Below are 26,472 nucleotides of genomic sequence, written 5' to 3' on the forward strand. Positions count from 1 at the left end.
TGCGAGGGCACACAGTGCACGGCAGTGCACGGCAGTGCACGGCAGTGCACGGGCAATTCTGCTTACTCTGGAGTAAGGTTACCGGAGGTAAGGCTACGTCACAGGCGAGGAGCAGGTCGAGATGAGCCCCCAGAAGATGTCGGTGCGGCGCGTGGCGGTCATCGGCGGAGCGCGCATCCCCTTCGCCCGCTCCGACGGCCCCTACGCCACCGCCTCCAACCAGCAGATGCTCACCGCCGCCCTCGACGGCCTCGTCGAGCGGTACGGCCTCCAGGAGCCGGGCGCGGTCGGGGAGTTCGTCGCCGGCGCGGTCCTCAAGCACAGCCGCGACTTCAACCTCGCCCGCGAGACCGTCCTCGGCTCCCGGCTCCACCCGCGCACCCCCGCCTACGACATCCAGCAGGCCTGCGGCACCGGCCTCCAGGCCGTCATCGCCGCCGCCAACAAGATCGCCCTCGGCCAGACCGACTCGGCGATCGCGGGCGGCGCCGACACCGCGAGCGACGCGCCCCTCGGCGTCAACGACTCCCTGCGCCGGATCCTGCTGGAAGCCCGCCGGGCGAAGACGCTGGGCGGCCGGACGAAGGCCCTGGCGAAGGTGCGCCCGGGCCACCTCGTCCCCGACATCCCGCGCAACGCCGAGCCGCGCACCGGCCTGTCCATGGGCGAACACGCCGCCGTCACCGCCCGCGCCTGGGGCATCGGCCGCGCGGCCCAGGACCAACTCGCCGCGACCAGCCACCAGCGGCTGGCGGCGGCGTACGAACGCGGCTTCTTCGAGGACCTGGTGATCCCCTTCCGCGGCCTGGCCCGCGACCAGAACCTGCGGCCCGGCTCGACCCCGGAGAAACTGGCCGTCCTGAAGCCCGTGTTCGGCCTCGGCCACCCCGACCCGACCATGACGGCCGGGAACTCGACACCCCTGACGGACGGTGCCGCGACCGTCCTGCTGGCGAGCGAGGAGTGGGCCCGGGAGCGCGGCCTGGAACCGCTGGCGTACCTGACGGCGTACGAGACGGCGGCCGTCGACTTCGTGGGCGGCGATGTCGCCGACGGCGAGGACGGGCTGCTCATGGCACCGGCGTACGCGGTCCCGCGCATGCTGGAGCGGGCCGGACTCGGCCTGGACGACTTCGACCTCGTCGAGATCCACGAGGCGTTCGCCTCCCAGGTGCTGGCCACGCTCGCCGCCTGGGAGAAGCGCGGCCTCGGCCAGGTGGACCGCGCCCGGCTGAACGTCGCCGGCTCCTCCCTCGCCACCGGCCACCCCTTCGCCGCCACCGGCGCCCGGATCGTCGCCACCCTGGCCAAGCTGCTCGCCGAACGGGACGCGCCCGCCCGGGGGTTGATCTCCGTGTGCGCGGCGGGCGGGCAGGGGGTGACGGCGATCCTGGAGCGCGCCTGACCGCCCGGCAAACCGAACCTGAGAGACCCTCACGTAACCCCCGAGAATGCACAGGCCTGGCTCCGGACCACCCCCGAACCCGCACAGACCCGCCACGCAAGGGCCGTACGATCCCGTTCCTACCGTCAGTAACCCATTTTTTGGGGTTCCGCCGGTTGAGCGCCTCGGCGTGCGAGGCACGTACGTCATGCAGCAAGCAGTTTCACCGCTGCACGCCCCAGGAGCCGCCCGTGTCCACTGCGTATCCCTCCTCCGCCTACGGCGACGTGTACGGCGGGCCGGCCCTGGTCGCCCCCGAGGTGCGGCGGCTGGACGGCGCGGTGCGGGAGGCGTCCGTGCCGCCGCTGGCGCCGCCGTGGACGCACGGGTCGCTCGCCGACCTGCCGTTCGACAACGCGAGCGCGCACCCGGGCGCCGTGGTGCTCAGCCGCAAGGACGCCGACGGCCGCTGGAGCGACGTCACCGCGACGCAGTTCGCCGACCAGGTGCTGGCCGTGGCGAAGGGGCTGATCGCCGAGGGGCTGCTGCCGGGCGACCGGGTCGCCGTGATGGCCCGCACGATCTACGAGTGGACCGTCCTGGACTTCGCGGCCTGGGCGGCCGGTCTGGTCACCGTCCCCGTCTACCCCACGTCCTCCGTCTTCCAGGCCCGCTGGATCCTCCAGGACTCCGGCGCGGTCGCCCTCGTCACCGAGACCACCGGGCAGGCCGCCGCCCTCGGCCCCGAGCGGGATCGCCTGCCCGACCTCAAGCACGTGTGGGTCGTGGAGAAGGGACACGTGGACCGGCTCGCGGAGGCCGGCGCGCACCTGCCCGACCAGGAGGTCGAGGTGCGGCGCGGCATGCTCGGCCCCGACACCCTCGCCACCCTCGTCTACACCTCGGGCACCACGGGCCGCCCCAAGGGCTGCGCGCTCACCCACGGCAACTTCTTCGCCGAGGTCGACAACGCCATCGAGCTGCTCTACCCCGTCTTCCGGGCCAGGACCAGCGAAGAGGCCTCCGTCCTGCTGTTCCTGCCCATGTCCCACGTCTTCGGCCGCATGGTGGCCATCGCCTGCGTCCGGGCCCGGGTACGGCTCGGGCACGCGCCGAGCATCAAGGCGGAGGACCTGCTGCCGGACCTGGCGAGCTTCCGGCCGACCTGTCTGCTGGCCATCCCGTACATGCTGGAGAAGGTCTTCAACACCGCCCGCGCCAAGGCCGAGGCGGGCGGCCGGCTGACGTCGTTCGACCGCGCGGTGGCGGTGGCCCAGCGCTACGGGGAGGCCACGGAGGCCGCCCAGACGGGCACCGGCCCCGGCCCCACCCGTGCCCTGAAGGCCGCCCGCGCCTTCTACGACCCGCTGGTCTACCGTCGCATCCGCAACGCCATGGGCGGCAGGGTCCGCTACGCCATCTGCGGCGGCTCACCGCTCGGCCGCCGCCTCGCCGCGTTCTACGCCGGTGCCGGCATCGAGATCTTCGAGGGCTACGGCCTGACCGAGACCACCGGCGCGTCGACCGTCACCCCGCCCCTGAAACCCCGCCTGGGCACGGTCGGCTGGCCCCTGCCCGGCACCCGCGTCCGCATCGCCGCCGACGGCGAGATCCTCGTCGCCGGCGACCACGTCCTGCGCGGCTACTGGGACCCGCAGGCCGGCGGTGTCGTCCCCGCCGCCCCCGACGGCTGGCTCGCCACCGGCGACCTCGGCGAACTGGACGACGAGGGCTACCTCACGATCACCGGCCGCAAGAAGGAACTCCTCATCACCGCGGGCGGCAAGTCCGTCGCCCCGGCGCCCCTGGAGAACTGGCTGCGCTCCCACCCGCTGATCTCCCAGTGCCTCGTCCTCGGCGACGGCCGCCCCTACGTCAGTGCCCTGATCACCCTCGACGAGGCCGGCATCACCCACTGGCGCCGCATGAACGGCAAACACCCCGTGCCGCCCGCACTCCTCGTCGACGACGAGGAACTCCGCGCCGTCCTCCAGCGTGCCGTCGACGAGGCCAACAAGCTGGTCTCCCGCCCGGAGTCCATCCGCCGCTTCGCCGTCCTCCCCCACGACTTCACCGAGGAAGCGGGCCACCTGACCCCGTCGATGAAACTCCGCCGCGAAGCGGTCCTGCGCACGTTCGCGGCCGAGGTGGAAGCCCTGTACACGCGGTGACGCACCTTTGCGATCCCTTCACACGTGCTTCTTGACGGCGCACGGCGTATGCCCGTTGGCTTTCAGCCACCTCGTAGCGATGCCCCCCCATCGGAAGGCACCACCAGTGAAAGCGCGTAACACCCGCCGGACCGCTGTGCGCCCCGTCGCGATAGCCCTGGCGGCCTCCGTGTCGGTCATGTCCCTCACCGCGTGCGGCGGCGAGGGGAGTGACGACGCCGTCGTGAAGAAGGGCAACGACATCACGGTGGGCCTGCTGCTGCCCGACCGGGACACGGCCCGCTTCGAGAAGTTCGACTACCCGCTCATCAAGCAGGAGGTCGCCTCCCTCACCGAGGACAAGGGCAAGGTCCGCTACGCCAACGCCGAGGCGAGCGTCTCCCGGCAGAGCGAGCAGTTCCGGCAGATGATCGACGACAAGGTGGACGTCATCCTCGTCGACGCGCTGAACGCCAAGGCCATCGCCCCGGACGTGCAGAAGGCCAAGGACGCCGGCATCCCGGTCGTCGCCTACGACCGGCTCGCCGAGGGCCCGATCGACGCCTACGTCTCCCACGACAACGAACTCGTCGGCCAGGTGCAGGGCCGCGCCATCCTGGGCGAACTCGGCGAGAACGCCGAGAAGAGCAAGGTCGTCATGATGAACGGCGACCCCGCCGACCCGAACACGGCACGGTTCAAGCAGGGCGCGCTCGGCGAACTCCAGGGCCAGGTCGACATCGTCCGGCAGTACGACACCAAGGAGTGGAAGCCGGCGATCGCCAAGGCGAACATGGAGAAGGCGATCAAGGAAGTCGGGCTGAACAACATCGCCGCCGTCTACTCCGCCAACGACGGCATGGCGGGCGCCGTCATCGAGGCGATGAAGGAGGCGGGCGCCACCAAGCTGCCGCCCGTGACCGGGCAGGACGCCAACCTGGACGCCGTGCAGCGGATCGTGTCCGGGGAGCAGTACATGACGGTGTACAAGTCCTTCCTGCTGGAGGCGACGAACGCCGCGAAGATCGCCGTGGCGAAGGTCCAGGGCCGCTCGATCGAGTTCGCCGCGCTGACCCGGGAGACGGTCGACAGCCCGACGCAGAAGAACATCCCGGCGATGCTGGTGCCGGTGGTCGCCCTCACCAAGGACAACATCAAGGAGACGGTGATCACGGACGGCGTGTACACCGTGAAGGACATCTGCACGCCGAAGTACAAGGCGGACTGCGCGGCGATCGGGCTGGAGTAGGGCGACCGCCGGGCGGTCATGGAGCGGCCCCCCAGGGTATCGGGTATTGGAACCACCAGTTCAAAACGTGCTAGCGTGCCGCCATGGCCCGGCCGAGGAAGTTCGACGAGGAGCGGGCCCTGGACGCGGCGATGCGCGTGTTCTGGGAGAGGGGTTACGAGGCCACCTCGACCCAGGACCTGTGCGACGCCACCGGTCTGGGGCGCAGCAGCATCTACAACACGTTCCAGAGCAAGCACGACCTGTTCGAACGGGCGCTCGCGCACTACCTGGACACCATGACGGCGGTGCAGACGGCGGTGCTGGACGACGTGGAGCGGCCGGCCGCCGACCGTGTGCGCGCGCTGCTCGCCCAGGTCGTCGAGAGCGAGGCGGAGTGCCGGATCGACTCCGGTCGGGCCCTCGGCTGCCTGGGCGTCAACACCGTCGTGGAGCTGGCCGGCCGTGACCCCGCGGCGGCCGCGGTGCTGGAGCGCGACACCGCCCGGCGCCTCGCCGCCTACCGGGCCGTGCTGGAGCAGGGCCGGCGCGACGGCAGCATCACCGCCGCGCGTGACCCGGAGGCGCTCGCCCGGTTCCTCAACGCGACGGTCGCCGGGCTGCGCGTCTCCAGCCAGGGCGGCGCCGGCCGGGCTGAGCTGGAGATGATCGCCGAGACCGCCATGGGCGCGCTCACGCCCTGAACCCGCCCCGAGGGAGCCCTCGGGCTTTCGCGTGCCCCTGTTTTGAACTGCTCGATACATAACTTTTGAACTGCTCGATACATAACTGCCGCAGAAGAGTAGGAGCCTCACCGTGCCCCGTGCCGTATACGTCCTGGCGCTCGGCATCTTCGCCATGGTGACCAGCGAGTTCGTGGTCGCCGGGCTGATGCCCCAGATGGCGGAGGGCCTGCACGTCACCGTCCCGCAGATCGGCTACTTGATCACCGTCTTCGCCGCGGCCATGGCGGCCGGCGGCCCCCTCCTCACCATGGCGGTGGGGAAACTCGCCCCCCGCACCGCCCTGATGAGCCTCTTCGCGATCTTCCTGGCGGGCAACGTCCTGGCCGCGACCGCACCCGGCTACGCCGTGATGACGGCCGCCCGGATCATCACCGGCGTGGCCTCCCAGGCCTTCTTCGGCGTCGCCGTCTCCCTGTGCGTCCAGCTCGCCCGCCCCGAGCTGCGCGGCCGGGCCATCGCGGTCGTCATGAACGGGCTGATGCTCGGCACGCTGCTCGGCCTGCCCCTGTCCACCCTGGTCGGCGAGCGGTTCGGCTGGCGCGCCGCGTTCTGGGCGATCTCGGGCCTGGCCCTGGTCGCCGCGGCCGTGACCCTCGTCGGCGTACCGCGCCTCGCGCGCCCCGGCAGCGGGGGCGGACTCCGCGAGGAACTCGGCGTCTTCCGGAACCCGAGGCTGTGGCTGGTGCTGTCCACCAGCACCCTGATCATCGGCGCGACCTTCTCCGCCTTCAGCTACTTCAACCCGATCCTCACCGAGGTCACCGGCTTCTCCAGCGGCACCGTCCCCGTCCTGCTCATCGCCTACGGCGCCGCCACCGTCGTCGGCAACACCGTCGTCGGCCGCCTCGCCGACCGGCGGACCGTGCCCGTCCTCACCGCCGGCCTGCTCCTCAACGCGCTGTTCCTCACGGGCTTCGCGCTCCTCGCCGAGCTGCCCGTCCCCGCCGTCGTCTGCATGCTGGGCATCGGGCTGGCCGGCGTCACCATGAACCCGGCGATGGTCACCCGCGTCCAGCGGACCGCCAACGCGGGCCCCCTGGTCAACACCATCCACTCCTCCTTCATCACCCTCGGCGTCATCCTCGGCTCCTCCCTCGGCGCCGTCGCCATCGACGCCTGGGGACTGCGCGCCGCCCTCTGGCTCGGAGCCGGCATGGCCGTCCTCGGACTGGTGACGCTGCTGCCCGAGTACACCTCCGGGCGTTCCAGGACGCCTGCCGGTGTCGCGGCCGAACTCCCTTGACGGCCAACGGGCCTTGACTTCACAAGACCCCCGCGCGACAGTCCCCACCCCTCTCACCTTCCCGAGCCGGGCTGGAGCCGCCATGACCACAGGTACGAACTCCGCAGCAACTCCCGGACCGCCGGGAACGCCGTCCCGAAGACGACTGCTGGCCGGTGCCGCCGGGGCCGGGCTCGCCGTCGCCGCGGGAGTCCAACAGGGCGCCCGGGCCGCCGACTTACGCCCGCTCGGCACCTACGACGTCGTCGTCATCGGGTCGGGCGCCGCCGGGATGACCGCCGCGCTGACCGCGGCCCGGCAGGGCCTGAGCTGCGTCGTCCTGGAGAAGGCGCCGACCTTCGGCGGATCGGCCGCCCGCTCCGGCGCCGGGATCTGGATCCCGAACAACCCGGTGATCCTCGCGGCCGGCGTCCCGGACACCCCCGCCAAGGCCGCCGCCTACCTCGCCGCGGTCGTCGGCCCGGACGTCCCCGCCGACCGGCAGCGCGCCTTCCTCGCCCACGGCCCGGCGGCGCTCTCCCTCGTCATGGCCCACAGCCCCCTGCGCTTCCGCTGGATGGAGGGCTACAGCGACTACTACCCCGAGCTGCCCGGCGGCCTGCCGAACGGCCGCTCCATCGAACCCGACCAGCTCGACGGCACGGTCCTCGGCGCCGAACTGGCCCGGCTCAACCCGCCGTACATGGACGTCCCCGCCGGCATGGTCGTCTTCAGCGCCGACTACAAGTGGCTCGCCCTGGCCGCCGTGAACGCCCGGGGCGCCGCGGTCGCCGCGCAGTGCCTCGCCCGGGGCACGAAGGCGGCGCTGCTCGGGCAGAAACCCCTCACCATGGGCCAGGCCCTCGCGGCGGGCCTGCGCGCGGGGCTCGCCTCCTCCGGGGTGCCGGTGTGGCTGAACACCCCGCTGACGGACCTGCACGTCGAGAACGGCACCGTCACCGGAGCCGTCGTCACCCGCGACGGCGCCCCCGGCCTGGTCCGCGCCCGCCGGGGCGTGATCGTCGGCTCCGGCGGCTTCGAGCACAACGCGGCGATGCGCGAACGCTTCCAGCGCCCGCCCATCGGCACGGACTGGACGATCGGCGCGAAGGAGAACACCGGCGACGGCATCCGCGCGGGGGAGCGGCTCGGCGCCGCCCTCGACCTGATGGACGACGCGTGGTGGGGCCCGATGATCCCGCTGCCCGGCCAGCCGTACTTCTGCCTCGCGGAACGCACACTCCCCGGCGGCCTGCTGGTCAACGCCTCGGGCCGGCGCTACGTCAACGAAGCCGCCCCGTACGGCGACGTCGTCCACACCATGTACGACGTCCACGACACCGACCCGGCCATCCCGTCCTGGCTGATCGTCGACCAGAACTACCGCAACCGGTACCTCTTCAAGGACATCGCCCCGACGCTGCCGCTGCCCGCCGGGTGGTACGACTCCGGCGCCGCGCACAAGGCCTGGACGCTGGACGCCCTGGCCGCGTCGATCGGCGCCCCGCCGGCGGCCCTGCGCACCACGATCGACCGCTTCAACACCCACGCCCTGCGCGGCGCGGACCCCGACCACCACCGCGGCGACAGCGCCTACGACCACTACTACACGGACCCGTCGGTCCTCCCGAACTCCTGCCTGGCCCCCCTCCGGCTCCCGCCCTACCACGCCTTCCGCGTCGTTCCCGGCGACCTCGGCACCAAGGGCGGCCTCCGCACGGACGCCCGCGCCCGCGTGCTGCGCGAGGACGGCTCGGCGATCCCGGGCCTGTACGCCGCGGGCAACGCGAGCGGGGCGGTCATGGGCCACAGCTACGCCGGGGCGGGCTCGACGATCGGCCCGGCGATGACGTTCGGGTACATCGCGGCGAGGGATGTCGCGGGGGTGTTGTAGGGGCTCTGGTCGCTTTCCCGGGCGGCTGCGCCGAGGGGGGGCGTCCGCGCCGGCCGCCGGGGCCTGCCACCTGGGCCCCACGCGACCGCCGCCGGGGCCTGCCCGGGCCTACGCGACCGCCGCCGGGGCCTGCCCGGGCCTACGCGACCGCCGTCGGCGGCTTGCGGGCCACGAGGCAGGCCTGGGCGACCGGCTCGCCGAGGGTTTCGTCGGGCTCCCGTACCGTCCGTGAGCGCAGGGCGAACCCGGCGGCCTCCAGCAGCGCGGCGATCCGCTCCGGCCGGCGGCGGCGGAAGTCCAGGGCCACCTTGTGGCCGAAGGCCTCCTCGTAGCGGCGGGGCTCGTCACCGGCCTGGAAGGCGACGAGCAGATGGCCCCCGGGGCGCAGCACGCGGCCGAACTCGGCGAAGACGTCCGGGAGCCGGTCCAGCGGGGTGTGGATGGTCGAGTACCAGGACACGACACCGTCCAGCGAACCGTCGGGCAGGTCCAGCTCCAGCATCGAGCCCTTCACGAACCGCAGGCCGGGGTTCTCGCGGCGGGCGATCGCGAGCATGGACTCCGACAGGTCCAGGCCGAAGACGGACAGCCCCCGGGCCGCCAGGTACGCCGTCACCCGGCCGGGCCCGCACCCGAGGTCGGCGACCTCGCCCCCGGCGCCGACGAGCTCCGCGAAACCGGCCAGCAGCCCCCGGTCCAGCGCCGTGCCCACGCCGACGTCCCGGAAGTGCTCGGCGTAGTCCTCGGCGACGGTGTCGTAGAAGGTGCGGGTCTCGATGAGGAAGCCGGCATCGGTCATGCCCGGAGCCTAGGACCAGCGCTCACCGCCCGACTGCCCGCCCGCACGTTTCCGGCCCGACTGCCCGCACCGCGCCGGCCGTCGCCCGGCGTCGGGAAGGGGGTCTGCCTTCCGCCCGGCGTCGGGGGTCTGCCTTCCCCCCCGCCGTCCTGGGGCACCAGCTCCACGCCCGGCGTCCTGGGGACCCTCGCCCGGCGTCCCGGAGGGCCTATCCCTCACTCGGCGATTCGGTCTCCCGGCCTTCTCGGGCCCGAGCGGCGCCGAGGCCCGCTCCGGCGCCGATCGCCGTGCCGAGTCCCAGGCCCAGGGCGAGGCCGAGGCCGAGGCCCAGGTTGTCGAAGACCGTGATACCGAGCACCAGCCCGGTCGCCGTGCCGAGTGAGAGGCCGAGTGACAGGCCGGTCGCGAGGTGGCTGTTCCCGGGGGAGCCACCGTTCTGTTCGTCGTTCCGCATCCGAACATTCTCCCGAGTCCGGCCGTCGTGGAGGAGAATTCGCCAAGAATTCACGGAAGGCCGGCCGGAAGCGGGCCGGGAAAAGGCAGGAGCCCCGCCGCCTGACGGCGCGGGGCTCCTTGGGTACTGCTATCAGACCGGCGTGACGTTCTCAGCCTGCGGGCCCTTCGGGCCCTGCGTGACGTCGAAAGACACCTGCTGGTTCTCCTCGAGGGACCGGAATCCGGTCGCGTTGATCGCGGAGTAGTGGACGAAGACGTCGGGGCCGCCGCCCTCCTGGGCGATGAAACCAAAGCCCTTTTCGGCGTTGAACCACTTAACGGTTCCGGTAGCCATAAGCCCTCCTTGGGCCCAAAAGGGTTGCCCTGCTCCAGAACCAGCAAGTGTGAAGATGAATTCTGCACAACTGCATACGTCTGAGAATGACGAGAGCCCGCGGTCACATGCTCCGCAGGCTCTGTACTGCAAGGGAAACCAAACTGCAACTTGCGACGAGCCTAGCACGCGGACACCGGAATGCAATAGGGGTCAAGATCACGTCACCCGAATGTTTGAACATCCCCCGCCGACTGGCGGTGAAGGCGCATGGCCCCCGCTCGCGCGCCGACACCGGGGTCGCGCGCCGGTCCGTACGCCGTGCGGGCTAGCCTCACGATGTGGACAATCCTCGCACCCGGCCGCGCGTCGGCCACATCCAGTTCCTGAACTGCCTGCCCCTGTACTGGGGGCTCGCCAGAACGGGCACGCTCCTCGACTTCGAGCTCACCAAGGACACCCCGGAGAAGCTCAGCGAGAAGCTGGTGCAGGGCGATCTCGACATCGGTCCGATCACCCTGGTCGAGTTCCTCAAGCACGCCGACGAGCTGGTCGCCTTCCCCGACATCGCCGTCGGCTGCGACGGCCCGGTCATGTCGTGCGTGATCGTCTCGCAGGTCCCCCTGGACCGGCTCGACGGCGCCCGCGTCGCCCTCGGGTCGACCTCCCGCACCTCCGTCCGACTCGCCCAGCTGCTCCTCGCCGAGCGCTACGGGGTCCAGCCCGACTACTACACCTGCCCGCCCGACCTCGGCCTGATGATGCGGGAGGCCGAGGCCGCCGTCCTCATCGGCGACGCGGCGCTGCGCGCCAACATGCTCGACGGGCCGCGCTTCGGCCTGGAGGTGCACGACCTGGGCGCGCTGTGGAAGGAGTGGACGGGCCTGCCGTTCGTCTTCGCGGTCTGGGCGGCGCGCCGCGACTACCTGGAGCGCGAGCCGGTCCTCACCCGCCGGGTGCACGAGGCCTTCCTCGACTCCCGCAACCTCTCCCTCGAAGAGGTCGGCAAGGTCGCCGAGCAGGCCGCCCGCTGGGAGGCCTTCGACGAGGCGACCCTCGCCCGCTACTTCACGACCCTCGACTTCCGCTTCGGCGGCCCGCAGCTGGCGGCCGTCGCCGAGTTCGCCCGCCGCGTCGGCCCGACGACCGGCTTCCCGGCGGACGTGAAGGTGGACCTGCTCCAGCCGTGAGCCGGGCGCCGCTCCGGCACTACTCTGCTGTGCAGTGCGCGCGTACGGGGGCCGGCGAAGGCCTGCGCGCGCCCACGGGGGAGGGGTGACGCCCATGCGGCCGCTCGACGCCGACGAACCCACGGCCGTGGGGCCCTACCGGCTGCTCGGCCGGCTGGGCTCCGGCGGCATGGGCCGGGTCTACCTGGGCCGCAGCGCCGGCGGCCGCACGGTCGCGGTGAAGATCGTGCACCCGCACTTCGCGCTGGACGACGAGTTCCGGGCCCGGTTCCGGCGCGAGGTCGAGGCCGCGTGCCGGGTGGGCGGCGCCTGGACGGCACCCGTGCTGGACGCCGACCCGGAGGCGCGCGTGCCGTGGGTGGCGACGGCGTACGCGGCGGGCCCCTCGCTGTCCGCGGCGGTCGCCGACGTCGGTCCCCTGCCGGCACCCACCGTACGGGCCCTGGGCGCGGGGCTCGCCGAGGCGCTGGCGGCGGTGCACGAGCTGGGCCTCGTCCACCGGGACGTGAAGCCGTCGAACGTCCTGCTCACGCTCGACGGCCCGCTGCTGATCGACTTCGGCATCGCCCGGGCCACGGACGGCACGGCGTCCCTGACGTCCACGGGCGTGTCGATCGGCTCGCCCGGCTACATGTCGCCCGAGCAGATCCTGGGCCACGGCGTCACGGGCGCGGCGGACGTCTTCTCGCTGGGCGCGGTCCTGACGTACGCGGCGACCGGCGCCCCGCCCTTCCCCGGCGACTCCTCGGCCGCCCTGCTCTACAAGGTCGTCCACGAGGAACCGGAACTGGGCGCGCTGGACGGGGAGCTGCGGGACCTCACGGCAGCGTGCCTCACCAAGGCCCCGGCCGCCCGGCCCACCCCCACGGAGGTGGCCCGCCGACTGGCCCCCGAGGGCGCGGCCCGGCTGGTGGCGGGCGGGTGGCTCCCCGGGGCACTGGTGGAGCGGGTGAGCCGGAGCGCCGTGCACCTGCTGAACCTGGAGGCGACGGGGCCGGGGGCGCCCGAAGCCCTCTCGGGACCGATCGCCTTCAGCGACCCTTCGTTGCCGATCGCCTTCAGCGGCCCCGCGGTGGGGGCGCCGTCCGCACCCGCCCCGGCGGCCCCCTCCGCCGTACCCGAACCCCGTGGCGGGCACCGGCAGGACGCGGTCGGCACGGTCGACACGGCCGTGCCCGCCGGTGGGCGGCGCCCCGGCAAGGTCTCCGTCTCCGTGTCGGCCACGTCCGTGCCGGAGGGCGGCGGGCGGGTGCGGAAGCTGAGCTGCTCCGTGGCGCTGGCGGTCGCGGGGGCGATGGCGGCCGTGACGATCGGGTCGGTGTTCGTCTTCGACCTGCTGCCGGGCCGGATCTCCCAGGACGACGACACGGGCGGCTCCGGAGCGGGCAACGACTCACCACCGGCGGCGACCGCGAGTTCCGCCCCCTCAGCTACGGTGCCCGCCGGCTACCTCGGCACCTGGGAGGGCCAGGGCACCGCCCTCGACGGCAGGCTGCCCCTCGGCACGTTCCGGATCACGGTCGAACGAGCCACGGTCGGCCGGGAGTTGGGCCGGCTCCGCCAGACCGACCAGATCGGCGGCGTCTGCGTCGACGTACTGACCCTGAAGCAGGTCACGAAGAAGAAGCTCGTCGCGACGTCCGTCGGAGCGAAGACCAACCACGGGGGCTGCAACCCGGCCCCGACGACCGTCCACCTCACGCGGGTCGGCGACGACCTCCAATACCGGTCGGAGAGCGCGGAGTCGGGGCGTCCGCAGGCTCGGATGTCGAAGGTCGAGTAGGTGTCCCCGGCCGGCACTCCCACCTGCCCGGCCCGTTCCCCATGGTCACTACTGTGTCTGCGATAGCGAAGACCATCACATGAACCGGGTGCTCCAGGAACGGTTCGCAACGGGGAAGGCCCGTCATGGAAACACTGCAACCGGATGATCCGCGGGAGTTGGGCGGTTACCGCCTTCTGCGAAGACTCGGCGCCGGTGGAATGGGCCGCGTCTACCTCGCCCGGTCGCCCGGTGGCCGGACCGTGGCCGTGAAGGTCGTACGGCAGGACCTTGCCGCGGACACCGACTTCCGCGCCCGGTTCCGGCACGAGATCGAGATAGCCAAGGCGGTGTCCGGCCGCTACACCGCGCCGGTCGTGGACGCCGACCCGGACGCGCCGCTGCCCTGGCTGGCGACGTCGTACGTGCTCGGCCCGGACCTCACGGACGTGGTCGCCGCGCACGGCGCGCTGCCGGAGCACACGGTACGCGCGCTGGCCGCGGGCCTTGCCGCCGCCCTCCAGGAGATCCACGCGGCCGGCCTCATACACCGAGACCTCAAGCCCTCCAACGTCCTGCTCGCCGCAGACGGGCCGCGCGTCATCGACTTCGGCATAGCACGGGCCGTGGACGGGAACCGGATGACGCAGACGGGAGTCGTGGTCGGCTCGCCCGGTTACATGCCGCCGGAGCAGGCACTGGGGCAGGACGTCGGCACGGCGGGCGACGTCTTCTCGCTCGGGGCCGTCCTCACCTTCGCGGCGACCGGGCACGCGGCCTTCGGTGACGGCACCGCCTCGCACGCGTCGATGCTCTACCAAGTGGTGCACGGCGAGGCGGACCTGACCGGTGTACCGCAGTCCGTGCTGGGACTCGTCCGCGCGTGTCTGCTCAAGGATCCCGCCGGGCGGCCGACGCCCCCGGAGATCGTCACAGCGCTGGCCCCGCAGGGCGTCGAGGGCCTGCTCAAGGACTGGCTGCCGTCAGCGGTGGCGTCGACGATCGCCACCCACGCGGCGGGGATCCTGGACCTGGAGGCCCCTCACGAACCGGCACCCGCCGGAGGATCCTTCGGTCCCGCGCCGACGACGCTGGACAGCGGGCCGACACCCACCACCACACCGGCACCGGGATACGGCTACCCGCAGACACCCGGCTACGGCACTACGCCCGCCCCCGGTTACGGCGGCACGCCGGCACCCGGTTACGGCGGCACGCCCGCCCCCGCCTACGGCACGCCCCCCGGCGGCAACGCCCCCCTTGGTTACGGCACCCCGACCCCTGCTTACAGCACGCCCCCGCCAGGCGCCGCGCAGGTGGGCCCCGCCGCCCCCACCGGCTCCGGCCCCTCCCGCCGACGCGCGCTCTCCCTCGCTCTCGGCGGCGCGGCGGCCGTCGCGGCGATCGGCGGCGGTACGGCATGGCTGCTCGGCCGGGACGGGGACGGGCCCGACACGGCAGGCGGCAAGGGAGGCGTGGCCGTGCCCGTCGGCGAGGACTTCACGACGCCTCCGGCCGGGGTGGCGCCGCAGCCCCTGTGGCATGAGAGCGCGACCCCGGACAGCACCGCCACCGACGTACCGCTCCTGACGCACGACGGCCTGCTGGTGGTCAGCGGCGACCCACTGGTGGCGTACGACGTGAAGACCGGCGACGCCCGCTGGTCCAAGCCGGGCATCTGCCGCCCCGGCGCCCCGCTCCTGTTCCACGGCGGGAAGGTGTATCTGGCCGACGGCGACTACGACGGCGTCCTCGTCGCCTACGACGTGCGGACCGGTGAGGAGGCCTGGCGCAGTCGGCTCGGCAGGACACTGACCGTCGAGGGCACGATCGCCATCGACGACAGCAACGTGTACGTCACGGCGAAGGACTTCGGCGAGTCCCGCAGCGCCACCAAGTACCGCACGGCCGTTGCCGCCATCAGCCACACCACCGGCAAGAAGGTGTGGGTCCAGCGGCGCGACTGGGGCACCAAGGACTACGACGTCCAGGGCACGGTCTCGGGCAAGTACCTCGTCTACACCGACTCCAACCAGAACGTCACCGTGCGCGACACCGCCACCGGGGACCAGTTGTGGACCCAGAAGATCGGTGACGAGTGGAGCCGGCGGCCCACCGTCGCGAACGGACTGGTCTTCCTGCCCGGCGAGCAACTCACCGCCGTCGACGTGGAGACGGGGAAGAGGCAGTGGGCCCTGTCGCCGAACGGCCGGCGCGGTTTCCACCACCCGGCCGTCATCGACGGTGTGCTCTACGCCGCCGACTTCGACGGCGGCGTCTGGGCCGTGAGCGTCAAGACCCGCAAGCGCCTCTGGCTGTGCGAGGACCCCGGCGCCGACGAGCCTCCGCAGACGTTCCTGAAGGCCGGGACGACCCTGTACGGGGCCTCGGGGCCGCTGGACGGCGGCGGCGTCTTCGCCCTGAACGCCGGGACGGGCAAGTCCCGCTGGGTGTACGACGACAACAAGGAGACGGGCGAGCCGTGGCAGGCCGCCCTGTCCGGCAACCGGCTGCTCACGACCCACGGGGCCGAGATCTACGCGCTGCCGGCGGTGTGAGCCCGGACGGCGGAGGGCGAGGGCCACGGGATCCGGCCGATCCCGTGGCCCGTGTGCCGTGGCCGGTGGCCGGTGGCCGGTGGCCCTGTGGCCGGTGGCCCGTGTGCCGTGTGCCGTGTGCCGATGGCCGACGTGCCGGCGCCGTCAGGCCGGCGTCGTGACGTCGCGACCGGTGAAGACCTTCAGGACACCGTCCTCACCCTCCAGATCGCGCACGAACGGGCGCCTCGAACGCGGCACTCCGGCGTCCCGGGCCCGCGCCGCCTCACCCGTGTGAAGGCCTTCGCCCGCGAGACGGACATGACCGGCCCGGACATCGCGGCGTGATCCGGAACCTTCGACGGATCTGCACACCGTTCACCGAGAGGTCGGAGGAAAGGCGGGCAGGAGTAGAGCACGGCTCATTTCCCGCCGTGTGCCGTACATTTCTGTACCGCGAAGCGGCGGGAGTTGTGGAGAGGGTGCGCTGCCCGGTGACGGAACGGGCACACTCATGAATGCGCCCCCCGGAATCCGCCGCACGCGGCACACCACTGACTGGCCGCCCTTCTCCCCGCGTGCTTTGATCGGTCGCGCTCGAGCACTTCGAATTATTGAAACGAAGGGAACCGCCTCCCATGGCCTTCACCCCGCAGATCGAGACCGCCCAGATGTCCGACGCCGAGCTGGACGGCATCGCCGGTGGCCAGGCGGGCGGCGTCGCCGCGGGTGCCGGCGCCGCGGCCGGTCTCTACGTCGAGACCACGGCCGCCGGCCTGACCGCGGGCGTCGGCGGCGGCCTGGGCCTCGCCGTCTCGCCCCAGGGTGTCGCGGCCGACCTGCACGTCAACGCCGCCGTCGCTTCCTGACGACACGCACGCGAAAGGCCCCGGATCCCGGATCCGGGGCCTTTGCGTATGCCCGTATACGCGTACGGCCCGTATGCCGCTATTCCGGCCGAGGATTATTCTTGCTTTGATTCCGGAACGTACCCGCAGCGATCCGTGTGGGCTGCGGGAGCCTTACTTCGCGCAGTCTCGTCGTCCTTGATGTCGTCCGGCGACTTGTCCAGCCATGGGTGATGGTGTGGGGAACGTTCGGGGGGCTACGGGGGCACATGGGACGTCAACTGGACGTCAACAGGGCTGTTTCCCTTCGCCCTTCGACGCCCCCAGGAGAGTCCATGAGATCTCTGTAGGCTCAGCACATCTCTCACCTCGCCGCACACGACCCCAGGACACCCGCCATGCCGCGACGCCCCACCTCAAGCTCGACGGGAACCACGGCCCCGAGAAACAGGACGCCGCAGCCGGTCCGGGTGCGGCAGCGGTCGTTCGGGGATGTCGTCAAGGCGTTCCTGGCGTTCGTCGCCCTGCTCGTGCTGCTCGTGGGTGTGCCCTTCGCGCTGGTGCCCAGCCTCGACTGGCTGCAGCAGGAGATCACCGTCCAGACGTTCCTGAACATCCTCACCGTCGTGGTGTGGCTGGCCTGGGCGCAGTTCACGGCGTGCGTGCTGGTCGAGATGAAGGCCGCGCTGTCGGGTGCCGGCGTGCCGGGTCGGGTCCCGGGCGCCGGGCCCAGCCAGTTGTCCGCCCGGCCGCTCGTCGGCGCCGACCCCGAGGGCGGGCGGCTGCTCGACCGGAGCCCGCGCGGTCTCGCCGCCTCCCTCGCCGCGGAGTCGCGCGCGCGGCCGGTCGTGCACGCGGCCTGGCTCAGCAACGGCGACCTGCGCCTCCAGCTCGCCCAGCCCGCGGGCAAGCCGCCAGCGCCCTGGCAGCAGGGCCAGGACCAGATCTTCCGGGTGCTGGGCCGGGCGGACGCCGAGCGCTACGGGGACGCCGACACGGCAGCCCCGTACCCCGGGCTCGTCAGCCTCGGCACGATGGACGACTCGCGGCTGCTGCTCGACCTGGAGGCCGTGCCCGGCACCGAGACCGGCGACCCGGACCGGCTGGCCGCGCTCGCCACCGACCTCATCGGCCGCAGCGGGGCCCGCGGCCTGCCGCCGCGCACCGAGGCACTGCTCGACGAGCTGCTGCCGACCTGGCGCGACACGATCGCCGCGGCGGGATGAGCACCGGACTGCTGGTCGCCGTCGCCGCGCTGTGGGGCGCGGCGGCGGGAGCGCTGCTGCCGCGCGCGGCGTACCGGTTCTCGGCGCCCTCGGGGGAGCCGTGGCGTGCGGCGTGCCCCGGCGGGCATGCCGTCCGGGGCTGGCTGGGCCCGGCCTCCTGCCGGGACTGCGAGCCCCCCGGACACGGACACGGTCCTCGTACGACCCCGCTCGCCGTAGCCACCGCCGCCGTCTGCGCCGCCCTCGCCGCCGCGACCGGCACCCGCCCCGAGATCGGCGTCTGGCTGCTGCTCGCCCCGGTCGGTGTCCTGCTCACGGTGGTCGACTTCCGGGTCCGGCGCCTCCCCGACCCGCTCACCCTCCCCTTCGCCGCTGCCGCCCTGGCCCTGCTCGGGCTGACCGCCCTGGTCCCCAGGCACGCGGGAGAGTGGACGACAGCCCTCCTCGGCTCCCTCGCCCTCGGCGGCGGCTACCTCGTCCTCTTCCTCATCAACCCCGCGGGCATGGGCTTCGGCGACGTCAAGCTCGCCCTCGGCGCCGGCGCCGTACTCGGCTGGTACGGCTGGCCGACGGTGCTGCTCGGCACCTTCGCGGGCTTCCTGCTGGGCGCCCTGTACGGCGCCGCCCTCGTCCTCACCCGCCGAGCCGACCGCAAGACGGCGATCCCCTTCGGCCCGTTCCTGATCACGGGCGCGCTCCTGGGCCTCCTGGCGGGGGCGTACACGGCCTGACGTCCAGCCCCCCGAACCCCTGGCGTACGCTGGGCTGGTCCGTCCACAACCCTTACGAAAGGGACGCCCGGTGACCGAGAAGGCCGACCTTCAGCCCATCCTCGACCGTGCTGCCGCCGGTGGGCGGATCACCCCGGACGAAGCGCTCGTGCTGTACCGGGACGCCCCGCTGCACGCGCTGGGCGCCGCCGCCGACGCCGTACGGCGGCGCCGGTACGCGGGGACCGAGCACATCGCGACGTACATCATCGAGCGCAACATCAACTACACGAACGTCTGCGTCACGGCCTGCCGCTTCTGCGCGTTCTACGCCGCCCCCAAGGACACCGCCAAGGGCTGGACGCGCGACCTCGACGACATCCTGCGCCGGTGTGCCGAGACGGTCGAGCTGGGCGGCACCCAGATCATGTTCCAGGGCGGACACCACCCGGACTACGGCGTCGAGTACTACGAGAAGCACTTCGCGGCGATCAAGAAGGAATTCCCGCAGCTGGTCATCCACAGCCTGGGGGCGTCCGAGGTCGAGCACATGGCCCGGATCTCCAAGGTCAGTGTCGAGGAGGCCATCCGGCGCATCCACGCCGCCGGGCTCGACTCCTTCGCCGGTGCCGGTGCCGAGCTGCTGCCCGAGCGGCCCCGCAAGGCCATCGCCCCGCTGAAGGAGTCCGGCGAGCGCTGGCTGGAGATCATGGAGATCGCGCACAACCTGGGCGTGGAGTCCACGTCCACGATGCTCATGGGCACCGGCGAGACCAACGCCGAGCGCATCGAGCACCTGCGCATGATCCGGGACGTCCAGGACCGCACGGGCGGCTTCCGCGCCTTCATCCCGTACACCTACCAGCCCGAGAACAACCACCTGAAGGGCCGCACGCAGGCGACGATCTTCGAGTACCTGCGGATGATCGCCATCGCGCGGCTGTTCATGGACAACATCGCCCACATCCAGGGCTCGTGGCTGACCACGGGCAAGGAGGTCGGCCAGCTCTCCCTGCACTACGGCGCCGACGACCTCGGCTCGATCATGCTGGAGGAGAACGTCGTCTCCTCCGCGGGCGCCAAGCACCGGTCCAACCGGATGGAGATCATCGACCTCATCCGGAAGGCGGGGCGGGTGCCCGCGCAGCGGTCCACCACCTACGAGCACCTCGTCGTCCACGACGACCCGGCGAACGACCCCGTCGACGACCGCGTGGCCTCGCACATCTCGTCCACGGCCATCGAGGGCGGCACGGCTCACCCCGAGCTCAAGCTGATCGCCTCCAACTAGCCCGTCCGGGAGAAGAGTTGGAGACCATTCACACGGCGGACGCGGTCCGCGTCACCTGGGACTCCGATCCCGTCAAGGGCGGCGCCGTCGTCGTCGGACGGGACCGGATCGGTGCCGTCGGGACCCTCGACGACGTGCGCGAGGCGTTCCCGAAGGCGCGGGTGCGCAGCTGGCCCGGCATCCTCGGCCCGGCCCGCGTCCACGAGGGCCCGATGCCGGACGCCCCGAGCCCGCGCGAACGCGTCCACGCCGTGCTGAAGCTCGGCGCGGTGGCGGTCCTGGAGGAGCACGTCGACTCCGCGGAACTCCGGGCCGCCGCCGAGCGGAACGACGTCGTCGTCCTGCCGCGGGCCCGCCGGACCGCGATCGTCCCGACCGGCCGCGCCGACCTCGCCGTCTTCGACGACGCGGGGGAGTGCCTCGCGACGGTGTGCGCGGGACGGCTGGTGCACCGGCGGCGCTGAGCGGAAGCCGGCCTCCGGCAACGGCCCGCGTCAGCCGGCGAGCACCTTCCCGAACGCGCCCGAACTCTGCGTCGCCCCGCTGCAGTCGGTCGCCGGCCGGTCCGCCCGGGAGCCGCTCGCGCACTGCCGGTCCCGGGCGGCCGACCACATCGACACCCAGCCGATGCCCTTCTCCTCGGCGAAGGCCCGGACCTCGGCCGCGTCGGCGAGCGTGAAGGTCTCACCGTCGATGTCGTTGACGCCGATCATCGAGGTGAGCGCCATGCCCCGCCAGGCGGCCCCGTCCGACGTGCCGAAGACCTTCTTCAGCTGGGTGCGCGCGGCCCGCGCGGCCGTGCGGGCTTAGTCGCCCATGTCGCCGTCGTACGCCGTGCCGTAGTTCATCGTCATCAGGTTGACGGTCGAGACCCGTACGCCGTTGTCGTGGGCGGAGGCGAGGCGGCTATGGACGCGGAGTCGGCCAGCTCGCCGTCCGATCCTCCACTGGGTCGTGCCGCTCGGCGACCCGCCGGGCAACGCCTGGGGCGAGCAGGTCTGGGAGATCGTCTGGTACCTGCGGACGTACCTGTGGTTCGTGCTCCTCTCCCCGCTCCTGCTGCGGATCTTCCGGCTCGAGCCCCTCCTCGTCCTGTCGGCGTCCCTGGCCCCGTTGCTGGTGTTCCGGTTCGCGTGGCAGCCGCCGGACGACCGGCTCGGTGCACGCCGTCGTGGTGGGCGAAGCCGGGGAGCCAGCAGCACAGGAAGGTCGCCAGGTCCCACAGCGCGGGTACGGCACGTACGACCTCGACGAGAACCCGCTTGCGCAGGCCTTCTGGTCGGCGGGTTTCGTGACGCTGCTGATGTACGCGAAGGGCCGCTTCCCCCTCGCGGTGCCGGCGCGCCACCGGCGCCTCGACCGGATCGTGACCGTCTTCAACGCGCGGGCCGTCACGATCTACCTCTGGCACGAGATCGCGTTCGTCCTCGCCGTACCGCTGATCGACCGGTTCTGGGAGGTGCCGGCCTTCGAGGCGTACCTGCCGCTGGACAGCCAGTGGTTCCTGTTCGGCGTGGGCTGGGTGCTGATCGCCGTGTTCGTGCTGCTGTGCGGATGGGTGGAGGACGTGGCGGCACGGCGGAAGCCGAGGCTCCTGCCGTGAGGGCGTCCTGCAAGAATGGGCCCGTGACCCGCGCATCCCTGGACAAGCAGCCGCACGAAGTCGCCTCGATGTTCGACGACGTGGCGGAACGGTACGACCTGACCAACGACGTGCTGTCCCTCGGCCAGGACCGGCGATGGCGCAAGGAGGTCGCCAAGGCGGTCGACGCGCGCCCCGCGCAGAAGGTCCTCGACCTCGCGGCGGGCACGGGCACCTCCTCGCTGCCCTTCGCCCGCACCGGCGCCTACGTCGTCCCGTGCGACTTCTCGCAGGGCATGCTCCAGGTCGGCAAGCAGCGGCAGCCCTGGCTGCCCTACACCGCCGGCGACGCGACGCGGCTGCCCTTCAAGGACGACACCTTCGACGCCGTCACCATCTCCTTCGGGCTGCGCAACGTGCAGGACACGGACGCCGCGCTGCGCGAGATGCACCGGGTGACCCGGCCCGGCGGGCGGATCGTGATCTGCGAGTTCTCCCACCCGACGTGGGCGCCGTTCCGCACGGTCTACACCGAGTACCTGATGCGTGCCCTGCCGCCGGTCGCCCGGGCCGTCTCCTCCAACCCCGACGCCTACGTCTACCTCGCCGAGTCCATCCGCGCCTGGCCCGACCAGCCCGCCCTGGCGGAGCGCCTGGGCAAGGCCGGCTGGTCGCGGGTGGCCTGGCGCAACCTGAGCGGCGGGATCGTGGCCCTGCACCGGGGCTTCAAGGACAGCTGAGGCCTTACGGGGGGCTGAGGACCAGGTACGGGTCCCCCGGCTCGTCCAGCTCGCGCTGGAGTCCGCCCCTGGGCGGTCGCGGAACCCGCGGCTCGTGCACGCCTCCGCCGCCCTCGCCGGGGCCGAAGTCGAACCACACGTAGACCATCGCGTCCCGCGGCACCTCGGCGCCGGGCTGCGGGTACTGGCGCACGACGTAGTCGACGACGGCGAGGTGGAAGTCGGGCCGGTCCGGCGCGGTGAGGGACAGGCCCCGCGCCCGGGCCGTCTCGCGCGCGTCGACGGCCATCAGACCGACCAGACGCGGTACGCGCACTTCGGGTGTCTTGCGGGATATGTGCACAGATGTCACCCCCAGCGGTACAGGAAGGGTAACTCCCGCCCCGCACCGGCCGGAAGCGACAAGTGTCTTTCTGTGACAGTCGATTACCGTCCGTCACCGGCGAGTTCGGTGCGGAGAGGGGCAGCCCTTCAACCGGGTGATCGATGCCGCTGCATAGACTGCCCATGTCCTGTGCCCGGGCGGCACACCGATTCCGAACCTTGGGGAGATCCTGCCGTGAGTGTCGTGACCGAGCCCCTCTCCGAGAACACCGCCGACGTCATCGTCGTCGGCGCGGGGCCAGCCGGCTCCACCACCGCGTACCACCTCGCCAAGGCCGGACTCGACGTACTGCTCCTGGAGAAGACCGAGTTCCCGCGCGAGAAGGTCTGCGGCGACGGCCTCACCCCGCGCGCCGTCAAGCAACTCGTGGCGATGGGCATCGACATCTCTGAAGAGGCCGGCTGGCTGCGCAACAAGGGCCTCAGGATCATCGGCGGGGGAGTGCGCCTCCAGCTCGACTGGCCGGATCTCGCCTCCTTCCCCGACTACGGCCTGGTCCGCAAGCGCGACGACTTCGACGAGCAGCTCGCCCGGCAGGCCCAGAAGGCAGGGGCCCGGCTGTTCGAGAAGTGCAACGTGGGCGCGCCGATCGTCGACGACCGCACCGGCCGCATCACCGGCGTGCACGCCAAGCTCGGCGAGGAGAAGCGCGCGGTCACCTTCCACGCGCCGCTGGTCGTCGCCGCCGACGGCAACTCCACGCGGCTCTCCCTCGCGATGGGCCTGCACCGCCGCGAGGACCGCCCGATGGGCGTGGCGGTGCGCACGTACTTCACCAGCCCCCGTCACGAGGACGACTACCTGGAGTCCTGGCTCGAACTGTGGGACCGCCGCGGCCCCGTCGACCGTCTGCTGCCCGGCTACGGCTGGATCTTCGGCATGGGCGACGGCACCTCGAACGTCGGCCTGGGCGTGCTCAACACCTCCGAGTCCTTCAAGGAGCTGGACTGGCGCGAGGTGCTGAAGGCCTGGTGCGCGTCCATGCCGGAGGACTGGGGCTACACCCCCGACAACATGACCGGGCCCATCCGCGGCGCCGCGCTCCCCATGGCCTTCAACCGCCAGCCCCACTACACCAAGGGCCTGCTGCTGGTCGGCGACGCCGGCGGCCTGGTGAACCCCTTCAACGGCGAGGGCATCGCCTACGCCATGGAATCCGGCCAGATCGCCGCCGACGTCATCGTCCAGGCCCACGCGCGCTCCACCCCGGCCGGCCGGGAGACGGCCCTCCAGCGCTACCCGCGCGTCCTGAAGGACACGTACGGCGGTTACTACACGCTCGGCCGGGCCTTCGTGAAGCTCATCGGCAACCCGAAGGTCATGCAGATCGCCGCCCAGCGCGGCCTCACGCACCCGCTGCTGATGAAGTTCACGCTGAAGCTCCTCGCGAACCTCACCGACCCGACGGGCGGCGACGCGATGGACCGCATCATCAACGGCCTGAGCAAGGCGGCGCCGAAGGCCTGATCAGCCGGTCAGGGCCTGGATGTTGGCGGCCCGGCGCGCGAGCACCGCCTCCCGCCGGTCCGCCATCTGCCGCAGCGCGTCCTTGCGTTCCCGCCCGGACAGCCGGTCAAGGTACACCTGCCCGTTCACATGGTCGGTCTCGTGGGCCAGGCAGCGGGCGAAGTACCCCGTGCCCTCGATCACGAGCGGCTCGCCGTCCCGGTCGTACCCGCGCACCACCGCCCGGTCCGGACGCGGTACGCCCATGGTCGCGCCCGGCACCGACAGGCAGCCCTCCGCTTCGTCGAGGAGCCTCCTGCGCGAGGCGTCGAGCGGCTCCAGGACCGGGTTGACGACGTGCCCGACATGGCGCACCCCGTCGTCGTCCGGGCAGTCGTACACGAACAGCCGCAGATCGACCCCGACCTGGTTGGCCGCGAGTCCGGCCCCGTCCGCGATGTACATGGTCAGGAACATGTCGTCGATGAGCGCGGCGAGGTCCGGCCCGAACTCGGTGACGTCCCGGCACGGCTTGTGCAGGACCTCCTCGCCGACCTCGGTGATCCGCCGCACCTTCCCGTTCCGGGCCTCGGGCGCGCGCCGCGGATACGAGTCGACGGGCCGTCCCTGCACGAAGACACTCGGCATCTGCCGTCTCTCCTTGTGTGGGTGAGGATGCTGAGGGTGGCGGGAAGCCGACTTCCGGCACCGGGAGTCCCTCTCCACCCTCCGGAACTCATGACAACAGAACACGCCCGGCAGTCCCAGGGGCGGTCCGGCCACACGCGCAGACGCTTCCTCGCCGCGACCGGGGGAGCGTTCGGAGCTCGCCGAGCGCGCCTACGCCGTCGCGCCGATGGAGGACGCCAACGAGTCCGCGCGACACGCCGTCAACGCGCTGCTCGATGCGGACGATTCGGACACCGAGCGCTGTCTGCCGGGACTGGGAGCTGCACCGGCCGCCGGAGCTGGAGCCCCTGAAGCGCGTCGACGAACTGCGGTACCGGCTGGGGCTGCCGAAGACGACCGACCTCGGCTGGAGGCCGTGTGGCTCTGAGGGGGACGTGAGGGCCCCGGGGGGTCTGAGGGAGCCCTGGGGCCCTGAGGGGCTCCAGGCGGGCCCGGAGGGCGTCCTGGACGGCCGGGAGGATCCCACGGACCGTCGGGAGGACCCCCGGACGGTCGGGAGGGCCGTTGCCCCCGAGCGGCAGCGGCCCTCTTGCCCGTTATGTGTGTATGCGGTGCGTACGCGACGTCAGAGGACGCGCACCGCGCCCGACGCCGGGTAGCCCGACAGGTCCTGGATGACGACGCCCTTGGAGGGGTTGGCCGCGTCCAGGTACTGGCCGTTCCCGATGTAGACGCCCACGTGGTACGCGGAGCCCTTGCCGCCCCAGTACAGGATGTCGCCGACCTGGATGCTGGACAGCGGGACGTCCGTGCCGGCCATCGACTGGTCCTGCGAGACGCGCGGCAGGTCCACACCCACCTGCTTGTACGCGGCCTGCACGAGGGAGGAACAGTCCCAGGCGTTGGGACCGGTGGCGCCCATGACGTAGGCGTCGCCCAGCTGGGCCTTCAGGAACGAGATGACCGTCGCGACGCTGCCGCTGGCGGGCGCCGACACCGACGCCGAGGCGGACGCGGACGCGGACAGGGTGGCACGCTCGGCGCTGCGGGTGGCGCGCTCGGCGGCGGCCTTGCGGGCGGCCTCGGCGGCCTTCTTCTTCGCCTCCGCCTTCTTCTTCGCCTCGGCGAGGTCCTTCTTGGCCTCCGCGGCGGCCTTGGCGGCGGCGGCGTCACGCTCTGCGCGCAGCTCGTAGTTCGCGGCGGCCTGCTGCGTGGCGGCCGCGGACTCGGCGACCTGGGCGGACATGTCCGCCGTCAGGGTGGGCAGTTCGATGGTCTGCGTCACCGGTTCGGCGGCGTTCGCCGAGGCCGACGCACCCGCCGCTGCCATGCTGAGAACGCCACCGGCAACTCCGGCACGCATGGCGATCGTCGAGGTCGCGCTGCGGCGGGGCTTCCGGTGGCTGCGTATGTGAGCGGTGTGGGACATGGGAACAACCGGTACCAGGGGCTCCTTCATATCTTCAAGAAACGTGTGCTGCGCCACAGTTGTTCAACCGGGCCCCCAAAACCCCCGAACGAGGCCCTTTATTGACGCCGTAACGGACATTGCGGGCGCGGCGTAACCGGCCTGTGATCACGGTGTTTGATCAATACGCCCGAATTGCCCCGCGCCTACCACTGGTTGCGTTGATTGGCCAAGCCCCGTTCTCATGCGCCTCTCATCCATGTGATGGAGGTCACGGAACGGTTGCCGCGACGGTCGCGTCCCGGCGCGTAGATCACGGCCGGGTCACGACCTCGCGAAGATCGTGAACGCGTGCACGCGTTCACGCCCCGTTTCACACGCCCCCTGGGGTGTGAACGCGCCTCTATCAAGAGATCGAGTCCAGCACCAATTTGCATGCAAGGGAACCCTCTTGATATTGAGACGCGCCCTCCGTCCACCCTCCTGCCTGCGCCGACGAGCCAAAATGTCACCTCTGGTGATCAC

Annotated in this window: 23 protein-coding genes and 2 pseudogenes; 18 read left to right on the top strand and 7 right to left on the bottom strand. The window is 72.0% G+C overall.

Going from position 1 to position 26,472, the window contains the following annotated elements; genetic code table 11:
* Window positions 1-121: 121 nt before the first annotated feature.
* The 6 genes from C1703_RS23100 to kstD all read left to right on the top strand — a co-directional run bounded on the left by C1703_RS23100 (window position 122) and on the right by kstD (window position 8,624).
* The gene (locus tag C1703_RS23100) at window positions 122-1,405 is read left to right on the top strand and encodes an acetyl-CoA C-acetyltransferase (protein WP_114254677.1); all 1,284 of its coding nucleotides are present in this window, start codon (window positions 122-124) and stop codon (window positions 1,403-1,405) included.
* 230 nt (window positions 1,406-1,635) lie between these two features.
* On the top strand, window positions 1,636-3,555 hold the full coding sequence (locus C1703_RS23105) for an AMP-dependent synthetase/ligase (protein WP_114254678.1): 1,920 nt from the start codon (window positions 1,636-1,638) through the stop codon (window positions 3,553-3,555).
* Between the two features lie 106 nt (window positions 3,556-3,661).
* Entirely contained in the window at window positions 3,662-4,783 is a 1,122-nt protein-coding gene (locus tag C1703_RS23110; RefSeq protein WP_114254679.1) for a substrate-binding domain-containing protein, read from the top strand.
* An 83-nt stretch (window positions 4,784-4,866) separates the two neighbouring features.
* The gene (locus C1703_RS23115; protein WP_114254680.1) at window positions 4,867-5,466 is read left to right on the top strand and encodes a TetR/AcrR family transcriptional regulator; all 600 of its coding nucleotides are present in this window, start codon (window positions 4,867-4,869) and stop codon (window positions 5,464-5,466) included.
* Between the two features lie 112 nt (window positions 5,467-5,578).
* Window positions 5,579-6,751 carry an MFS transporter gene (locus tag C1703_RS23120; protein WP_114254681.1) on the top strand — a complete coding sequence of 391 codons (1,173 nt, stop codon included), beginning with the start codon at window positions 5,579-5,581 and terminating at the stop codon, window positions 6,749-6,751.
* An 82-nt stretch (window positions 6,752-6,833) separates the two neighbouring features.
* Complete coding sequence (gene kstD, locus C1703_RS23125; protein WP_114254682.1) at window positions 6,834-8,624, top strand: 3-oxosteroid 1-dehydrogenase; 1,791 nt, start codon at window positions 6,834-6,836, stop codon at window positions 8,622-8,624.
* Window positions 8,625-8,763: 139 nt separating this feature from the next.
* Here the strand turns inward: kstD and C1703_RS23130 are convergent, their stop codons facing one another.
* The 3 genes from C1703_RS23130 to C1703_RS23140 form a co-directional block, all read right to left on the bottom strand.
* Window positions 8,764-9,423 carry a class I SAM-dependent methyltransferase gene (locus C1703_RS23130; protein ID WP_114254683.1) on the bottom strand — a complete coding sequence of 220 codons (660 nt, stop codon included), beginning with the start codon at window positions 9,421-9,423 and terminating at the stop codon, window positions 8,764-8,766.
* Between the two features lie 208 nt (window positions 9,424-9,631).
* On the bottom strand, window positions 9,632-9,877 hold the full coding sequence (locus C1703_RS23135; protein ID WP_114254684.1) for a hypothetical protein: 246 nt from the start codon (window positions 9,875-9,877) through the stop codon (window positions 9,632-9,634).
* Between the two features lie 132 nt (window positions 9,878-10,009).
* Window positions 10,010-10,213 (bottom strand): cold-shock protein, encoded by a 204-nt coding sequence (locus C1703_RS23140; RefSeq protein WP_004984723.1) that lies wholly within the window; start codon window positions 10,211-10,213, stop codon window positions 10,010-10,012.
* Between the two features lie 320 nt (window positions 10,214-10,533).
* Between C1703_RS23140 and C1703_RS23145 the strand changes: the two genes are divergently transcribed.
* The 9 genes and pseudogenes from C1703_RS23145 (at window position 10,534) to C1703_RS23185 (ending at window position 20,220) form a co-directional block, all read left to right on the top strand.
* A complete protein-coding gene (locus C1703_RS23145; protein ID WP_114254685.1) occupies window positions 10,534-11,382 on the top strand; it encodes a menaquinone biosynthesis protein in 849 nt (282 codons plus the stop codon).
* A gap of 94 nt (window positions 11,383-11,476) precedes the next feature.
* Window positions 11,477-13,165 (top strand): serine/threonine-protein kinase, encoded by a 1,689-nt coding sequence (locus C1703_RS23150; protein WP_114254686.1) that lies wholly within the window; start codon window positions 11,477-11,479, stop codon window positions 13,163-13,165.
* A 125-nt stretch (window positions 13,166-13,290) separates the two neighbouring features.
* On the top strand, window positions 13,291-15,702 hold the full coding sequence (locus tag C1703_RS23155; RefSeq protein WP_114254687.1) for a PQQ-binding-like beta-propeller repeat protein: 2,412 nt from the start codon (window positions 13,291-13,293) through the stop codon (window positions 15,700-15,702).
* Between the two features lie 123 nt (window positions 15,703-15,825).
* Window positions 15,826-16,029 carry a hypothetical protein gene (locus C1703_RS23160; RefSeq protein ID WP_114254688.1) on the top strand — a complete coding sequence of 68 codons (204 nt, stop codon included), beginning with the start codon at window positions 15,826-15,828 and terminating at the stop codon, window positions 16,027-16,029.
* Between the two features lie 290 nt (window positions 16,030-16,319).
* Window positions 16,320-16,550 carry a hypothetical protein gene (locus C1703_RS23165; RefSeq protein WP_114254689.1) on the top strand — a complete coding sequence of 77 codons (231 nt, stop codon included), beginning with the start codon at window positions 16,320-16,322 and terminating at the stop codon, window positions 16,548-16,550.
* Window positions 16,551-16,927: 377 nt separating this feature from the next.
* A pseudogene (locus C1703_RS23170) lies at window positions 16,928-17,608 on the top strand (hypothetical protein); the annotation flags it as partial.
* Window positions 17,609-17,751: 143 nt separating this feature from the next.
* A complete protein-coding gene (locus C1703_RS23175; RefSeq protein WP_114254690.1) occupies window positions 17,752-18,486 on the top strand; it encodes a prepilin peptidase in 735 nt (244 codons plus the stop codon).
* A 70-nt stretch (window positions 18,487-18,556) separates the two neighbouring features.
* Entirely contained in the window at window positions 18,557-19,756 is a 1,200-nt protein-coding gene (mqnC, locus tag C1703_RS23180) for a cyclic dehypoxanthinyl futalosine synthase (RefSeq protein WP_114254691.1), read from the top strand.
* Window positions 19,757-19,773: 17 nt separating this feature from the next.
* Window positions 19,774-20,220, top strand: a complete 447-nt coding sequence (locus tag C1703_RS23185) for a hypothetical protein (protein ID WP_114254692.1) — start codon at window positions 19,774-19,776, stop codon at window positions 20,218-20,220.
* Between the two features lie 30 nt (window positions 20,221-20,250).
* Here C1703_RS23185 and C1703_RS23190 read toward each other — a convergent pair.
* Window positions 20,251-20,664: pseudogene (locus C1703_RS23190) on the bottom strand (hydrolase); the annotation flags it as partial.
* 251 nt (window positions 20,665-20,915) lie between these two features.
* On the opposite strand from C1703_RS23190, the gene C1703_RS23195 reads away from it, so the two are divergent.
* Window positions 20,916-21,359: a hypothetical protein gene (locus C1703_RS23195; protein ID WP_232840563.1), complete on the top strand. Its 444-nt coding sequence runs from the start codon at window positions 20,916-20,918 to the stop codon at window positions 21,357-21,359.
* A gap of 23 nt (window positions 21,360-21,382) precedes the next feature.
* Window positions 21,383-22,078: a demethylmenaquinone methyltransferase gene (locus C1703_RS23200; RefSeq protein WP_114254693.1), complete on the top strand. Its 696-nt coding sequence runs from the start codon at window positions 21,383-21,385 to the stop codon at window positions 22,076-22,078.
* Between the two features lie 4 nt (window positions 22,079-22,082).
* Here the strand turns inward: C1703_RS23200 and C1703_RS23205 are convergent, their stop codons facing one another.
* Window positions 22,083-22,394: a PASTA domain-containing protein gene (locus C1703_RS23205; RefSeq protein ID WP_114254694.1), complete on the bottom strand. Its 312-nt coding sequence runs from the start codon at window positions 22,392-22,394 to the stop codon at window positions 22,083-22,085.
* A 243-nt stretch (window positions 22,395-22,637) separates the two neighbouring features.
* Here C1703_RS23205 and C1703_RS23210 point away from each other — a divergent pair, with 243 nt between their 5' ends.
* Complete coding sequence (locus C1703_RS23210) at window positions 22,638-23,930, top strand: geranylgeranyl reductase family protein (RefSeq protein ID WP_114254695.1); 1,293 nt, start codon at window positions 22,638-22,640, stop codon at window positions 23,928-23,930.
* Here C1703_RS23210 and def read toward each other — a convergent pair whose 3' ends face one another.
* Together def and C1703_RS23225 are read right to left on the bottom strand one after the other, a co-directional pair.
* Complete coding sequence (def, locus tag C1703_RS23215) at window positions 23,931-24,557, bottom strand: peptide deformylase (RefSeq protein ID WP_114254696.1); 627 nt, start codon at window positions 24,555-24,557, stop codon at window positions 23,931-23,933.
* 607 nt (window positions 24,558-25,164) lie between these two features.
* Complete coding sequence (locus C1703_RS23225) at window positions 25,165-25,998, bottom strand: C40 family peptidase (RefSeq protein WP_114254697.1); 834 nt, start codon at window positions 25,996-25,998, stop codon at window positions 25,165-25,167.
* Between the last annotated feature and the right edge of the window lie 474 nt (window positions 25,999-26,472).

This window comes from Streptomyces sp. Go-475, from assembly GCF_003330845.1.
Classification (GTDB): Bacteria; Actinomycetota; Actinomycetes; order Streptomycetales; family Streptomycetaceae; genus Streptomyces.